The 14871-nt window shown below is 57.3% G+C and carries 14 protein-coding genes; 8 read left to right on the top strand and 6 right to left on the bottom strand.

Annotated features, from left to right (window positions below):
* Positions 1–5 precede the first annotated feature (5 nt).
* The gene (gene der, locus HDF08_RS14445) at positions 6–1925 is read right to left on the bottom strand and encodes a ribosome biogenesis GTPase Der (protein WP_373563201.1); all 1920 of its coding nucleotides are present in this window, start codon (positions 1923–1925) and stop codon (positions 6–8) included.
* 123 nt (positions 1926–2048) lie between these two features.
* Here der and yoaA point away from each other — a divergent pair, with 123 nt between their 5' ends.
* The 5 genes from yoaA (at position 2049) to HDF08_RS14420 (ending at position 7466) form a co-directional block, all read left to right on the top strand.
* Positions 2049–4097, top strand: coding sequence for a DNA repair helicase YoaA (yoaA, locus tag HDF08_RS14440; protein WP_179639334.1), 2049 nt, complete (start codon positions 2049–2051; stop codon positions 4095–4097).
* A gap of 46 nt (positions 4098–4143) precedes the next feature.
* Entirely contained in the window at positions 4144–5943 is a 1800-nt protein-coding gene (locus HDF08_RS14435; protein WP_373563200.1) for a glycoside hydrolase family 13 protein, read from the top strand.
* 40 nt (positions 5944–5983) lie between these two features.
* Complete coding sequence (locus HDF08_RS14430; RefSeq protein ID WP_179639333.1) at positions 5984–6229, top strand: hypothetical protein; 246 nt, start codon at positions 5984–5986, stop codon at positions 6227–6229.
* A 112-nt stretch (positions 6230–6341) separates the two neighbouring features.
* Positions 6342–6722: a 6-carboxytetrahydropterin synthase QueD gene (gene queD, locus HDF08_RS14425; RefSeq protein WP_179639332.1), complete on the top strand. Its 381-nt coding sequence runs from the start codon at positions 6342–6344 to the stop codon at positions 6720–6722.
* Positions 6723–6782: 60 nt separating this feature from the next.
* Complete coding sequence (locus HDF08_RS14420) at positions 6783–7466, top strand: 7-carboxy-7-deazaguanine synthase QueE (protein ID WP_179639331.1); 684 nt, start codon at positions 6783–6785, stop codon at positions 7464–7466.
* Between the two features lie 6 nt (positions 7467–7472).
* Here HDF08_RS14420 and HDF08_RS14415 read toward each other — a convergent pair whose 3' ends face one another.
* Positions 7473–7730 (bottom strand): hypothetical protein, encoded by a 258-nt coding sequence (locus HDF08_RS14415; RefSeq protein ID WP_179639330.1) that lies wholly within the window; start codon positions 7728–7730, stop codon positions 7473–7475.
* A gap of 87 nt (positions 7731–7817) precedes the next feature.
* On the opposite strand from HDF08_RS14415, the gene HDF08_RS14410 reads away from it, so the two are divergent.
* The gene (locus HDF08_RS14410) at positions 7818–8960 is read left to right on the top strand and encodes a purine nucleoside permease (protein WP_257031147.1); all 1143 of its coding nucleotides are present in this window, start codon (positions 7818–7820) and stop codon (positions 8958–8960) included.
* Between the two features lie 120 nt (positions 8961–9080).
* Positions 9081–9767, top strand: a complete 687-nt coding sequence (locus HDF08_RS14405; RefSeq protein WP_257031146.1) for a hypothetical protein — start codon at positions 9081–9083, stop codon at positions 9765–9767.
* Positions 9768–9802: 35 nt separating this feature from the next.
* Here the strand turns inward: HDF08_RS14405 and HDF08_RS14400 are convergent, their stop codons facing one another.
* From HDF08_RS14400 to HDF08_RS14385, 4 genes are all read right to left on the bottom strand, one after another.
* Positions 9803–10282, bottom strand: a complete 480-nt coding sequence (locus tag HDF08_RS14400; protein ID WP_179639329.1) for a DUF1440 domain-containing protein — start codon at positions 10280–10282, stop codon at positions 9803–9805.
* Between the two features lie 190 nt (positions 10283–10472).
* A complete protein-coding gene (locus HDF08_RS14395; RefSeq protein WP_218884713.1) occupies positions 10473–11465 on the bottom strand; it encodes a tagatose 1,6-diphosphate aldolase in 993 nt (330 codons plus the stop codon).
* A 293-nt stretch (positions 11466–11758) separates the two neighbouring features.
* Positions 11759–12226, bottom strand: coding sequence for a hypothetical protein (locus tag HDF08_RS14390; protein WP_179639328.1), 468 nt, complete (start codon positions 12224–12226; stop codon positions 11759–11761).
* A 23-nt stretch (positions 12227–12249) separates the two neighbouring features.
* A complete protein-coding gene (locus tag HDF08_RS14385; protein WP_257031145.1) occupies positions 12250–13584 on the bottom strand; it encodes a sugar MFS transporter in 1335 nt (444 codons plus the stop codon).
* 213 nt (positions 13585–13797) lie between these two features.
* Here HDF08_RS14385 and HDF08_RS14380 point away from each other — a divergent pair, with 213 nt between their 5' ends.
* Positions 13798–14868 carry a hypothetical protein gene (locus tag HDF08_RS14380; protein ID WP_179639327.1) on the top strand — a complete coding sequence of 357 codons (1071 nt, stop codon included), beginning with the start codon at positions 13798–13800 and terminating at the stop codon, positions 14866–14868.
* Positions 14869–14871 lie beyond the last annotated feature (3 nt).

Here is a 14871-nt window from a genome sequence, read left to right as displayed (position 1 = left end):
ATTTTCTATTCGGCTTTTTTCTTGTTTCGAGCTTTGATCTTGAACCAGATTGGGCTTCCGATAAAGCCGAAGTTCTCCCGGATCTGGTTGCCCAGAAAACGCTCGAATGAGAAGTGCATTTTTACGTCTTTATCGGTGAAGAGCACAAACGTCGGGGGGGCAACCGCAGCTTGCGTCATGTAGTAGATCCGGACGCGCTTGTTCATCGGCACGCTTGCCTTCTGGAAGTCCACCTTCTCGAGAAAACGGTTCATCTGGCCGGTGGTTACGCGCTTTCGTCTTTCACGCGCGACCAGCTCTACCTTTTTGAAGACGGACTCTATGTTTTTTCCATCGGCTGCAGAGATAAATAGCAGCGGCGCATATTCGAGGTACTTTAATTTATCCCGAACGTCCTGCTCGTAGAGCTTTTGATCGGCTGGTGGCTTGCCGTCGAACAGGCGCATGCCATCCTTGCCGATGCGGGTCATTAGATCCCACTTGTTGACGACGATAATTACGCTGCGGCCACTCTCGTGTGCGTAGCCGCCGATGTTCGCGTCGAGCGCGGCAACGCCCTCCGTCGCATCGATGACTAGCAAGGAGACGTCTGCCGCTTCCAAGTGCTTTCGGGCCATGATGACGGACAACTTTTCGGCCATCAGCTTCGTCTTGCCCTTTCGGCGAATTCCTGCGGTATCGACAAAGCGGAACGCATGACCGTCGCGCTCCACCACTTCATCGACTGCATCGCGAGTGGTTCCTGCGATGGGTGAGACGATGGCCCGCTCGGTTCCAGTGAGCGCATTGAGAAGCGTGCTTTTGCCGACGTTCGGTCGTCCGATGATGGCGATCTTTGTCTCGCGGCTCTCATACTCGCCGTGTGATCGGAGCATACGAGGGCGTCTCGGCGCGGTATTCTCTGACGCTTCCGATGCGAGGGTCGCAGCGGGAGAGACCGAAAAGTCCGGGCCCGTTTCATCTTCTTCGGCTTCGTCGTTTTCTGTGAGCATCACTTCAGGCTCTTCGATTCTCTCCTCAGGCTCCGGGAGCACTTCAAAGACCGCATCCAGCAGATCGCCCATTCCTGAACCGTGTTCGGCCGAGATGGGGAGAACATTTTTGAAACCAAGGCGCCGGAAGTTCTCCGCCTGTGACTGCATTGCGTCGGTGTCCATCTTGTTTACAGCGAGAAACACTGGTTTTCCGCCGCGCAAAAGCAGTCGCGCGAGTTCGAGATCGGGCGAGGCCAGCTCGGTGCGGCCATCCACGACCATCACAATGGCGTCAGCCTCTTCCAATCCAACCTTCGCCTGGCGGAATATCTCCGACGGGATCAGAGCCTCGTCGTCCGGTACTACGCCGCCCGTGTCGACGATTCTTGCGGCACGATTCATCCACTCGATCTCGCCATAGATGCGGTCGCGGGTGATTCCGGGTTCATCGCCTACGATCGATCGACGCGAACCGGTCAGGCGATTGAAGAGGGTGCTCTTACCTACATTGGGACGGCCACAGATGGCGATCAGCGGCAGTTCTCGCGCGTCTGCGCGCTCGGTCTCGGTGACCATCTGGGAAGCCAGCAACTCGATATCCCGCCAGTCGTCCTCGATTCGCTCGCGACCTGCGACGTTCGCCGAACGTGGCGTCTGTCGCCCGACGATCCCATCGGCTGGTCTCTCCAGCTTCGGACGAACTGCTCCCGCGGGCTTTCTGGGAGGAGGTCCGTCTGGGCGGATTGCCTTCCGCTTCTCCCGGTCAGGAGATTGCTTGGTGACTCGCAAAGCCTTGTCTACGGCGGCTCGCTTCGTCGAAAGGATCTTCCGCTTCCGCGGGTCGATGGCTCCTGTCGTTGGGGTGGACTTTGGAGCGCGACCTTTTTTTGGCCGCGTGCTGGCCTGCCTGTGCTTTTTGCCTAACCGCTTTCTATCGTCTTTCTGAGCCACGGAACGTCCAACTTTCTCCCGCGCACGCATCAGGCGGCCAGGCTTATTACGCTAATTCTTCGCTTCCCCCTCTATTATAGAAATTGCAAAGCCCCTGTGCCGCCGATCCTCCAGCAAATCGCCTTGTCTACGACCGCTCCCATCTCGATTACGCCTGTGAAGCCGGAGAATCTGCCGAATCTCCGTGATTTTTTTGCTCCGGGCGGTATGCTGTCTCGATCTTCGCTGGCCTTTGAGCATCGTCAAGGGCAGTACGACATGGCACGGGCTATTGAGTCTGCTTTCAAGGAGAAGCGTCACCTGATTGTTGAAGCCGGGACGGGAACGGGTAAGACGCTCGCGTACCTCTTGCCTGCCCTACGACTAGCCCGAGAGCGGGGCCAGCGGGTCATTATCTCGACTGGCACCAAGAATCTGCAGGAGCAGCTTTATTTCAAGGACGTTCCCTTTCTTGAATCCCTTCTTGGCCCACTCAAGGTTTGTTATATGAAGGGCCGCGCCAACTACCTTTGCCGGCATAAGCTCTACGCGCTCCGGGACAACCCTCTTCTGAATGGCCTGGAGGAGATCGATCAGTTTCATCAGATTGCTACGTGGGAGAAGACGACAGAGACCGGGGACCGGGCGGAGCTCGATCACCTGCCAGAGTCCTCCGCGCTGTGGCACAAGCTTGATGCCCGCACTGAAGTTTGCCTTGGCCAGAGCTGCCCGGACTGGGAGCGCTGCTTTGTCACCGGGATGCGGCGCAAGGCACTCGAGTCGGATATCGTCATCGTCAACCATCATCTTTTTTTTGCTGATCTAAATATCAAGCAGCAGGCTGCGGGTGCACCTGACGCCGGCATTCTGCCCGAGGCTGCTTGCGTCATCTTCGACGAGGCGCATGAGTTGGAAGAGATTGCCTCGAATTATTTTGGAATTGGGCTCTCTACTCAGCGGGTTGACGAGCTTACGCGCGATGTAGAGATGATGCTCAAGGCAAAACAGGCCAGCACGTCAGCGATCGAGAGCGCCTGCGCGACTCTGAAAGACCGCTCGCGCCTGTTCTTCTCTGTTCTGCCGACAGATCCTATGGGGATGCCGAATGGCGGGGGGCGCATGCCCTTTCTTCACCGCGAAGCTTTTCTGGAAGAGAGCGGCGATACCTACACGGCCACCCTGAATGCACTGACTCGACTCGAAGGCGAGCTCGATCATCTCAAGAATGTTGAAGAGGCTTCTGGTCTACGCAAGCGTGCGGCAGACATTCGCGCGCACCTGGCTTTTTTGCTCGAATCGACCGACCGAAACACCGTCTTCTGGATTGAGCGTCGGATCGCGGGTGGGGTTCGGAACTTTGCGCGCGGAGCGGGGCAAGCGAGCTTTCACACGCATCTGCAAGCGACTCCCATTGATGTCTCCGAGTTGCTCACCACATCGCTCTTCGATAGCTACAGCTCAATCATTCTCACTTCGGCGACGCTTACCGTCTCGGGAGGATTCGATCACATTCGCAGACGCCTCGGACTTACTTCGGCTCGAGAGCTGATCGTTTCGTCGCACTTTAATTACGAGAAGCAGGCTCTGCTCTACCTGCCGCCCAATATGCCCGACCCGCGTGAGCCAGATTTTCCCGAGCGTGCGGCCGAGCGCATCCGTCGGGTACTTGAGATTACGAAGGGCCGCGCCTTCTGCCTCTTCACCAGCTACGCGCAGATGCGCAACACCTACGAGCGACTACTCGTCGAACTGCCTTATCCGCTGCTGTTGCACGGCACCGCGCCACGTCACGTTCTATTGCAGCAGTTCCGCGATACGCCTAACGCCGTTCTGTTTGGGACTTCGAGTTTCTGGCAGGGAGTAGACGTCCAGGGCGAGCAACTATCCTGTGTCATCATTGACCGCCTTCCCTTTGCTGTTCCCTCCGACCCGATCGTTGAGGCGCGGATGGAGGCTATCGAAGCGCTCGGCGGCAAACCTTTCTTCGACTACCAGATTCCCAACGCCGTTATTACGCTCAAGCAGGGCTTTGGACGTCTGATCCGCTCGCTCAATGATCGAGGTGTCCTCATGCTCCTTGACCCGCGTATCCAGCGTCAGCGCTATGGCCGAATCTTTCTCGAGTCCCTCCCGCCTTACCGGCTCACGCAGGAGATTACAGACGTCGAAGAGTTCTTCGAACGCCCCGCTTGACTGACTCGCGCTTGACTGACTTGATCGATGCGTAGAGCATAGTCCGGTGAAGCCACCTACCCTCACCACGTTCGCTCTATTCCTGGCTACTTTAGCGCCTATGACCTTGCTGCAGTCACAGAGCTCGACTCCTGCGCCCGCTCTTGTGAACGGTTACCAGCCCACCTGGTGGAAGGAGGCAGTGGTTTATCAGATTTATCCGCGATCCTTCAAGGACTCAAACGGCGACGGGATCGGTGATATTCCTGGCATCACCTCAAAGCTCGACTATCTGCAAAAGCTTGGGGTAAATGTCATCTGGCTCAGTCCGCATTACGACTCTCCCAACGCCGACAATGGCTATGACATTCGCGACTATCGCAAAGTGATGGCCGAGTTCGGCACTATGGCTGATTTCGATACGATGCTTGCCGGTATCAAGCAGCGCCACATGCGTCTGATCATCGACCTCGTCGTCAACCACACCTCTGACGAACACCATTGGTTCGTCGAAAGCCGCAAATCCAAAGACAATCCTTACCGCGACTATTATTTCTGGCGTGATGGAAAGCCCGGCCCCGCCGGTCCGGATGGCAAGACAAGGATGCTGCCGCCAAACAACGATCCGTCGTTCTTCTCCGGCTCTGCGTGGCAGTTCGATTCTGCGACTGAGCAGTACTATCTCCACTACTTCGCGGTAAAACAACCTGATCTCAACTGGGACAATCCCAAGGTTCGCGAAGAGGTTTACAGCCTTATGCGATTCTGGCTCGACAAGGGCGTCGATGGCTTTCGTATGGACGTGATTCCGCTGATCTCGAAGAATCCGGCCTTCCCGGATCTGACTCCTGACCAACTTCACAACTACGGCAACGCGTACGCCAACGGGCCCCACATGCATGACTATCTGCAGGAGATGAATCGTAACGTCATGGCCAAGTATGACGTGATGACCGTAGGCGAAGCTCTTGGCATCTCCCTGGAGCAGACTCCGCTTATGGTGGGTGAGAATCGCCATGAATTGAACATGATCTTCAACTTCGATGCCATTCGTTCTAACCGCGAGGGCATCAAGCTGAAGCCCTTCGATCTGCTTATGCTCAAAGCGATCTACACCCATCACGCAGAGGTGCTCGACACCCATAGCTGGGATACGGTCTTCCTCTCCAATCACGACAACCCGCGCATCGTATCCACCTTCGGCGACGACTCTGCTGAGTTCCGTGTTCCTTCTGCTAAATTGCTTGCGACGATGCTGCTTACTCTCCGCGGAACGCCGTTCCTTTACCAGGGGGACGAGCTCGGAATGACCAACTACCCTTTCCGCAGCATTAATGACTTCGACGACATTGAAGTCAAGAATGCTTATAAGGCAAATGTTCTGACTGGCAAGATTCCCGAGGAGACTTTTATTGCCGACCTTCGACATACGAGTCGAGACAACTCGCGAACTCCGATGCAGTGGGACGAGTCTGCGAATGGCGGCTTCACGACGGCAGCTAAGCCCTGGCTTGCTGAGAATCCAAACTACACGCAGATCAACGCCAACGCCGAAGTAGCCGATCCGAATTCTATCTACAACTACACCCGGAAGCTGATCGATCTTCGTCATGCCCACCAGGCATTCGTCTATGGCGAGTACAAAGATCTTGACCCGGAGAATAAGTCTATTTTTGCCTACACTCGCGCTCTTGGGTCGGATCGATATCTCGTTGTCTTGAACTTTAGCTCAGGCCCTGTGGCGTACACCCTACCAGCTAAAGTCAAGGTGGATTCTCTTGTTTTGTCGAATCTCGATTCTGCGGGCCTTGTTACCGATACCTTCAATCTTGCAGGCTGGGAGGCTCGCATCTACAAGCTGAAGTAGTCCGCGCGTACCGCTCTCACCGTAAAATAGGACTATTCGCATGGGACGCAACCTCTATATCCTCGCTGGCAGTCTTGTTTTGTTTGCTTTCATCTCCTGTGGCGTTGCGTACACCAACATCGCGCAGCAGCCCGGGTCTCCGGGCGATGTCTCTCTCTGGCGCACCATGGGCCTTGGCCTCTTTGTGGTTGGCCTGCTGGTTGCGCTTGCCGGCATCCTCTCGTCGCTCTTCGAGCAGGCTGAGCGCCGCGACGAGGAAAGCCGCCGAGCAAAACGCCGCCGCTAGCCCGTCCGTCCGCGCAAAACGGTACAATCGAAGAGAGGCTGCCGCCACGTCCTCAGCCCACCTCACACTCCTCCAGACGCGGCACTGAAAGATCGAAGGGATTCCTAGAACCATGTTCGAAGTAACTGTAGAAGCCGGCTTTTCTTCCGGCCACTACCTCCGTAACTACCGAGGCAAGTGCGAGAACCCGCATGGGCACAACTACAAAGTCTTCGTCACGCTTGTTGGTGAAAAGCTTGACGAAGCTGGAATGCTGCTAGATTTCAAACTGCTTAAGCAGGTGATGCGCCCCACTGTCGATTATCTTGACCATTTCATGATCAACGACCTTGCGCCCTTTGACAAAGAGATCAATCCGAGTGCCGAGAACCTTGCCAAATACTTTTACGAACAGACGAGCAGTCAGCTTCATGAGATGACCGGTGGACGGGTTCGCGTGAAGGACTGCACCCTCTACGAGACCGACACGAGCTTTGCCCGCTACTACGAGTAGTGAAACTCATTGGTTCGGGCACTCCTCTCCCTTTGCCATTGAAGTATCTTTCGACATGAAATGCATCTAATCGAACTTTACAAATCCGTCCAGGGCGAGTCGTCCTTTGCTGGCCTCCCATGCATCTTTGTCCGTCTTGCGGGCTGCAATCTTCGTTGTGTCTGGTGTGACTCCGAGTACACCTTCTCGGGCGGTAAGGCGTACACCGCCGATGAGATCGTCGCGCAGATTGAAGCTCTTGCTCCTTGTCGTCTCATCGAGTTTACTGGCGGAGAACCCATGCTTCAGGCCAAGGAACTCCTGCCGTTGATGGAGCGGCTGCTGGCGCAGAACTACATCTTGATGATGGAGACCAGTGGCGAACGTCCTTTGGCGGATGTTCCCAAGGCGGTTCACAAGATTGTCGACGTCAAATGCCCTGGGGCGGGCAGCGCAGCCAACAGCTTTCGTATGGAGAATCTCGACGCACTCACAAAAAATGACGAGATAAAGTTCGTGATCTCGAATCGAACAGACTACGATTTCGCACGCGACTTTATCCGCGCTCATGGTCTCCATGAGAAGGCTGGCCAGATCCTTTTGAGCCCGGCCTTCAACAAGGCTCCGAGCTTGCTCCGAACAACCGACAACGCCATCCTCGATCCTCGCATCCTCGTGGAGTGGATGATGGCCGACGGAATCGACGCTCGATTGTCGCTACAGATTCACAAGTTCATCTGGGAGCCTGTCAGGAAAGGCGTCTAGCTCGAATCAGTTCAGCAGGGCCAGCGAACATAGCGACGTGATTATTGTAATCAGCACGACCGTCTCGTATCCATGTCCCTTTTTGTCGCGGGTCTTAGACTTCATCTCGGACTTCATCTCGAAGACGCGGGCATTCTTGCTCTGTCGCTCGGGCTTCGGTTGCTTGCGCATCGCCCTTCCACAACACTCGACTAAAGGAATCCAAGCGGCCATCACCGCAAAGAAAGCGATGGTCACTACAACTGCAGCAGTGTTTTCTGACATGTCAGTCTCCTTCCTTGCTTATGCAAGATAGTGCAGGAGCTCGTCAGTCCGTTACAAAGGCGTGCGGTTGCTGCGATACCATTTGCCATGCGCCTCTTTTTCATGCTCCTTTGGTCTGTCGCGTTGAGCGTGTCTGCAAGTGCCTGTTGTCCCCCTCCGCTGGCTCCAATTGCCACTATCGATGAGCACCTGACCGCTTTCATCGAGGTTCCGGAGAAGCCTTCGAAGCCGATTGAGATCAAAGTGGTGGTCATCAATATGTTTGAAGTAGGCTCCGATACGGGCGATGCACCTGGTGAGTATCAATACTGGGTTGAGCGAGAACATCTCGATACGGTCATTCCCTTTCCCATGGGTTATCACGACCTCCGGCTCAATGAAAAGAGCGGGATCCTTGGTGTGCTGACCGGAGTTGGAACCGCCCGCACCGCCGCCACGATCATGGCACTGGGCCTCGACCCGCGCTTCGACCTTACGCACGCCTACTTCCTCGTTGCCGGCATCGGCGGCATCGACCCTCGCATGGGTTCGCTTGGATCTGCAGTCTGGTCTGACTACATCGTCGACGGCGACCTTGCCCACGAGATCGACGCTCGCGAGATTCCCAAAGACTGGCCGACGGGATACGTGCCACTTGGCAAATCCACTCCGTATGAGCAGCCCCGAACTGCCAGGTTTGGCGACGACGGCAACATCTATCACCTCAACAGCTCTCTGGTTGACTGGGCCTTCGCGCTTACCAAGGAGATGCCGCTTCCTGATACGCCTGCAATAGCGGCTCGCCGGCAGCAGTATGCTGAAGAAGCGGCACATCGCGCTCCCTTTGTTCTGCGGGGCGATAATCTTTCCGCCTCGACCTTCTGGCATGGCAAGCTCCTCAACCAGTGGGCCCGGGATTGGGTGAAGTATCAGACCGATGGCCACGGCACCTATGCGATCTGCGGCATGGAGGACACCGGGACCATGCAGTCGCTCACTTGGCTTGCTCATGCACACAGGCTCGATATCAACCGAGTCCTTATACTTCGAACGGCTTCGAACTTCGATCAGCAGCGGCCCGGAATCACCGCGGCCGAAAGCCTTGGCGAAACCAAAGTCCGCCAGTACAGTGCGTACCTTCCGGCGCTCGATTCCGCTTATCGTGTTGGCCACCTGGTCGTGGATCAACTGGTTGCCAACTGGTCGCAGACTCGTGATCACATCCCTGCCGGCACCGGCCCGGTAAAATAGGCTCTGGAGCCGACACTGAAGATCCTTATCCTCTCTCCACACCGTGATGACGCTGCGTTTTCACTCTCGCTTGCCATGACTCACTGGCTTACTGCGCGCCATACTGTGACGTTGCTCAACGTGTTCACGCGCAGTCGCTATGCTCCTTACTCGGATGCGGCGTTTGTGCACGAGAATGATGAGCTTTCGTACGTCTCGGCTATGCGTCTGCGTGAAGATGAGCTTTTTGTCCGGCGGATGAAGGAGTCCTTGCCGAAGGGTCTCAAGAACAATCTTCAGATGCTTGATCTGAACCTCAAGGACGGACCGATCCGGCTCAGAGTGCCGCTTGATCAGTTGCGTGCGACTCCGGTGAATCCTGCTGATCCGTCTATTGAAAAGATTCGTAAGGCTCTCGCTCGGCAATCCGAACTAGGGGCGATGGAGACGCTTGTTGTTCCGGCGGCGGTGGGCAATGATGTCGACCACCTTACGGTACGGGAGGCGGCGATGCCCTTTACTGCATTGCTGCCTACTGCTTTCTATGAAGACCTGCCGTATCTGGCTACTGATGCCTCCGCCTCTGATGACCTCGAGACGATGCGAGGGTCTGCATTAGAAGCTGGCAGTCCGCTTACCCCGGTTGTCCTTTCTGCCGACGAAGCTTCAGACGCCGCGATCGCTCGCAAGCGAAAGCTGGTTCTAAACTATGCGTCGCAGATTGATGACGAAGCGGGCGCCGTCATCAGCGGCGTTGCTGCCAACTATAACGGCGGCGAACGGCTTTGGGTGAATCTATCCTGGCTCATGTGCTTTGCTTCGGAGTGAAGCTGGTTTGGTTGTGTGACGGTGCCGTGAGAGACCTACCCCAGCATCTTTCTTACGACTCGGCGGACGGTTTCGGTGACCATGCCATAGACGACGTGGGTGGCCATTTCGCTGGTGCGCTCGCGGGTGGTTTGATCTTCCAGTTCAGCGGAGAGACCTAGCGCCGGCAGTGCTGTGCCGTGGGTCAGGGAGGTGAGGGCCATTCCAAAGCCTGCGCCATCCTTTGCTGTGGCCTGTGGGTAGTACTCTGCCAGCGCTCCGTAGGCTGCTCCGGTGAGCGCTCCGAAGCTCCAGTGGATCGTCTCCATGGCTGCCAGCTTTTTCGCGCCCTCCAACCTATGTCCTGCAATCTTTTCTGCCAGCACCAGCGGAGGCTCTGGCTCGCCGTGAGTGCGTGGGGGATAGATCTTTTCGGCAAGTGTCTTTGCGGCTGTTGACACCAAGCCGCCAATCAGCCCCGCCAGCAAGCCTTTTGCCAGCGACCTTGTTACTGTTTTTTCCTGCAGGTGTTTCATTTGTTCGACCTCTTCTGAATTTATCTAGCTTACGATGCGTCCGAGGCTCCTTTGGGGTGTCGAATGAAATAACGCTCCACGGTCGGTCGAATCTTTTTCACACCCTTCCCATAGGGCTATGGCGATCGCTGCGGCAAGGCAAAGGCGCTGCACGGATGCAGCGCCTTGAGATGCGCCCGGCTGGGGAGGCCTATTTTGACTCGACTTTGTCGTGCCAGGAGTGGGCAAGTTTGAGGGCGTTGTTGACATTGGTGATGTTTTCTACACCGGTGGTGTTGAGCCAGTCTTCGAAGGCCTTGGCACCCTGCTTGGCGTAGATGGGGATGCCATCCTTCCAGGTGGCTCGGCCGCAGAGGACGCCGTTGAAGCTGGTTCCGGATTCGACGGCGAGCTCAAGGGTCTCGATGAAGACGGGGTTGGAGACGCCGGCCGAGAGATAGATGAAGGGCTTGTGGGTCATGGTGGCGGCGTCGCGGAAGTGCTGGAGGGCCTCGGCGCGGGTATAGGCCTTCTCTCCCTTGAAGGATTTGGTGCCTTCGACGAAGGCCATCTCGACGGGGACTTCGACCTTGAGGACGTCGACGTGGTACTTCTCTTTGCCAAACTCGGCCATGGACCCGGAGACGATCTCTGGCTTCTTTTTGGCGTAGCCTATCGATTTTTCGTCCCCACCGTCGGCGTCGTAGCCGACAAACTCGAGGAAGAAGGGGATGTCGTGCGCGATGCACTCGGCGCCGATGCGCTCGATCCACGCCTGCTTGAGATCGTTGACGGGCGACTTCTCGTATGGGGTGTAGTAGAGGAGGATCTTGATGCAGTCGGCTCCGGCTTCCTTGAGGCGGGCAACGCTCCAGTGGTCGAGGAGGTCGGGCAGGCGGCCGGGGGTGGTGGCGTCGTAGCCGGTCTTCTCATAGGCGAGCAGGAGGCCTTTGCCGTTGCGGTGCTTGGAGGCGGGGAGGCCAAACTCGGGGTCGAGGAGGATGGCGGAGGCGTGCTTGGTGAGGACAGAGGTGACGAGGGTCTTGAACTGCTCGAGGTCGTGGGCGTCTGCGGCCGCTCCGCGCTCCTTGGCGAGGGACTTCTGGAGGGATCCGCGCTGGTCCATGGCGGCGGCGGCGATCACGCCACGATGGTCGGAGACGGCTTTGAGGCCGGCTAACTTTCCTGGTGTCAACTTGATCATAAGAGCTTGTCTCCTGAGACGGTTCGAGTGATGGAAGGACTACGAAGGGCCATTTTACACAGCGGAGGATGGGGCAGGTGTGAAGGGGCGGGCTGTGGTTTGTATCCGAGGGAATCAGCATCCCCTTAGGGGTACCCCCCCTATTGCCGGGGCGTAAATTCCTTTGTTGCAGCAAGATACAGGGACCAACCTCGGCTAAATAAGTGCAAATAAAGGGGTTCCGTCCAAATACGTGCCAGTAAAGGACTTAGAGGCCGATGTCTAACATTATTGCGGGCTTTCTGAATATGTTTCTATTTTACCGGATTGGGGGTAACTGATACGCCACATGTAAGTGGTTTTGGATGAGTGGGTTGAGTGGTTTTGGGGGTTGACAAGGTTTTGGTGTGGCTTGCGTGATGTGGGTAGGGGCGGGGGAAGGCGAATGCGGGGGTCTCTCCGCTGCGCTGCTCACGATGAGACTGTGAGCAGCTTCGGTCGAGATGACGATGTTTTTTTGAGGGGGTTGTGGGACGACGGAGTGTAAGTGCAACCGCAACGCTAACAACAATAGCAATAGCAATAGCAATAGCAACTGCAGAGCAACTGCAAGAGCAAGCAACAGCAACAGCAACAGCAACAGCAACAGCAAGAGCAAGAGCAAGAGCAACAGCAAGAGCAAGAGCAAGAGCAACTGCAACCGCAGATCCCCTTGCGGGGATGACAACAAGAAAGGCAAAATGCAGCGACAACTGCAAAGCAACTGCAAGAGCAAAAAGCAAAAGCTATCGCCAACTGAAGGGTTTTAGTGGGCGGCGGCGGTGTGTGAGGCGTGGCGGGGATCTTGTTCGATGTCTTTGCGGCGGGAGGCGAGATAGCCGAAGACGGCGATGTAGATGTAGCAGACGGCTGGGATGATGAAGGCGTGCTGGACGCCGATGCGGTCGGCGAGGTGGCCTTCGGCGAGTGGGAGGATGGCTCCGCCGACGATGGCCTGGACGAGGAGGCTGGAGCCTTTGCTGGTGAGTTCGCCGAGTCCGGCGAGCCCGAGGCTGAAGATGCTGGGGAACATGATGGAGTTGAAGAAGCCTACGGCGAGGACGGTGTAGAGGGCGACGGGACCTCCGGTGGCCATGGTGGCGAGGACGAGGCAGAATGCGATGAAGGCTGCTGCTGCCAGGGCTTTGCCGGTGCTGACATAACGCAGGACGTAGGAGCCGATGAAGCGGCCGATCATGGCTCCGCCCCAGTAGAAGGAGACGTAGTGGGCGGCGGTGCGCTCGGAGAAGTTCATGATGTGGGGCAGGCCGAGGTAGTTGATGAGGAAGCTGCCGATGGAGACCTCGGCGCCGACGTAGACGAAGATGCCGATAGTGGCCATCAGAAGATAGGGCTGGTACCAGATGCTGCCTGCGGCGCGGCCGACGAGTTCGCCGGGGCGGAAGTCGCGGGTGAAGTCGGTGGTGGGAAGTTTGATGAGGCCGATGGCGACGGCGAGGACGAGAAGGGTGAGAGCGATGACGAGATATGGCATGCGGACCGACGATGCCTGCTGCTCGCGGTAGGTCTGGAGGGCTGCGGTGGAGAAGGATTTGAGCGCCTCGGGTGAGGCCTGGATGGCGCCGAGGATGAGCGCTCCCCCGAAGAAGGGAGCGATGGTGGTGCCGAAGGAGTTGAAGGCCTGGGCGAGGTTGAGGCGGCTGGCTGCGGTGGCCTGCGGGCCGAGGTTGGTGACGTAAGGGTTGGCCGAGACCTGAAGGCAGGTGATGCCTGCGGCGAGGATCACGAGAGCGGAGAGGAAGAGCGGGAAGGATGCGGTGCTGGCGGCGGGCAGGAAGAGCAGCGCACCGGCGGCCATGACGATGAGGCCGACAACCATGGACTGCTTGTAACCGCGCCAGTCGACGAGTTTGCCGGAGGGCATGGCGAAGATGAAGTAAGAGGAGAAGAAGGCGAACTGGACGAGCAGGGCCTGGCCGTAGTTGAGGCTGAAGATGCCTTTGAGGTGGGGGATGAGGATGTCGTTGAGACAGGTGAGAAAGCCCCACATGAAGAAGAGGACGGTGGCGATGCTCATGGCGCGAACGTCGGTGGCCTGGGGGTCGCGGGTGTCGGTCTGCTGGGTCGTAGTTGTGTTCAAAGGTTTTTCCCCTGCCTCTTCGAGCTAGTTATGATGGCGTCACAGATTCTACAGGTTTGGAGTGCGGCGATGGGCATTTGGTGGCAAGAGAGGTGTGCGCAGTTGCAACCCCGTGGAAGGGTGGGGTCATCTAAGAGGTGATTGCGGCGGAACGGGGGCTGCCAATTCCCTTGCCGAAAGCCAGTGGCATGCGGTTTTTGACGAGGTGAGCCTATGTCCAGGCAGAAGCGGATCAGTTTATTGGTGGTCTATGTGTTCGCCACGGTGCAGTTTGTGTGGTGCTATCTGTGGCTGACGCGGCCGTATGTAAATACGCTGCTGTATGAAGAGGGCCGGGAGCGGATGCCGTTCCAGGGGCGAAGCCTGATGATGCTGCCGATGCGGTGGGCGCATGAGAGCATAGGCCTGGCGTGGGTGGCGGGACCGCTGTCGAGGGCTCACTTCTGGTTTCCGAAGCCGGTGTCGCCCGAGGTGCTGGTGCAGGCGGCGATCGATGTGCTTTGCCTGCTTGTGGCCGCGTATATGACGACGAAGATCTACCAGGCGAGCTCCCGGCGGCGGCTGCTGACGCCGATGATCTATCCTCTGCTGCTGGTGGCCTGCGCGGCGACTTATGTGATGCACACGGTGCAGAACTTCCGGTTTATTTACGATCTGCCGAGCCTGGCGTTCTTTGCGACGGCGATGTACCTGATGTACTTTCGGTGGCACTGGATCTACTTTGCCGGGTTGTTTGTGGTGGCGACCTTGAACCGGGAGACGACGCTGCTGTTGCTGCCTCTGTTTTTGCTGAATGAAGCGGTGGAGGGCGGGCGGCTGCGCTGGTCGCGGATGCTGCGGGTACGCAGTCTGATGGCGGTTATGCCGCTGGCTTTGTTCTGGGCGGCGTGGCAGATCTTTCTTCGGCACGTGTTCGCGGGGAATGTCTCGGAGTTCTATCCGCGGATCGACTGGAATGTGAAGTCGCTGCTGTTTCCGCAGGCGTGGCCTCAGTTGATGAGCGCGTGCGGATATCTGCTGGTGTTTGTGGTGGTGATGCGAAGGCGGATTCGCGATCCGCGGCTGGAGGCGTGGCTTTGGCTGCTGCCGATCTGGTTCGGGTTCATGTTTGTGTATGGGATTTTGATCGAGACGCGGGTGTTTGGCGAGTTGATTCCGCTGATGGTGTGTGCGACGGCTTTGATTGTGGAAGAGGGGTTGCTGATGCGGATGCGGCTGAACCGGCAGCCTGCTTTGGAGTTGGCTGCGAGTGGCGCTTCGATGGGGGCTCGTGAGGCGGCTTGAGGA

Origin of the sequence: Tunturiibacter empetritectus (genome assembly GCF_013410875.1) — a bacterium.
In the GTDB taxonomy this organism is placed as follows: Bacteria; Acidobacteriota; Terriglobia; order Terriglobales; family Acidobacteriaceae; genus Edaphobacter; species Edaphobacter empetritectus.
This window is presented reverse-complemented; position numbering and strand designations above follow the sequence as displayed.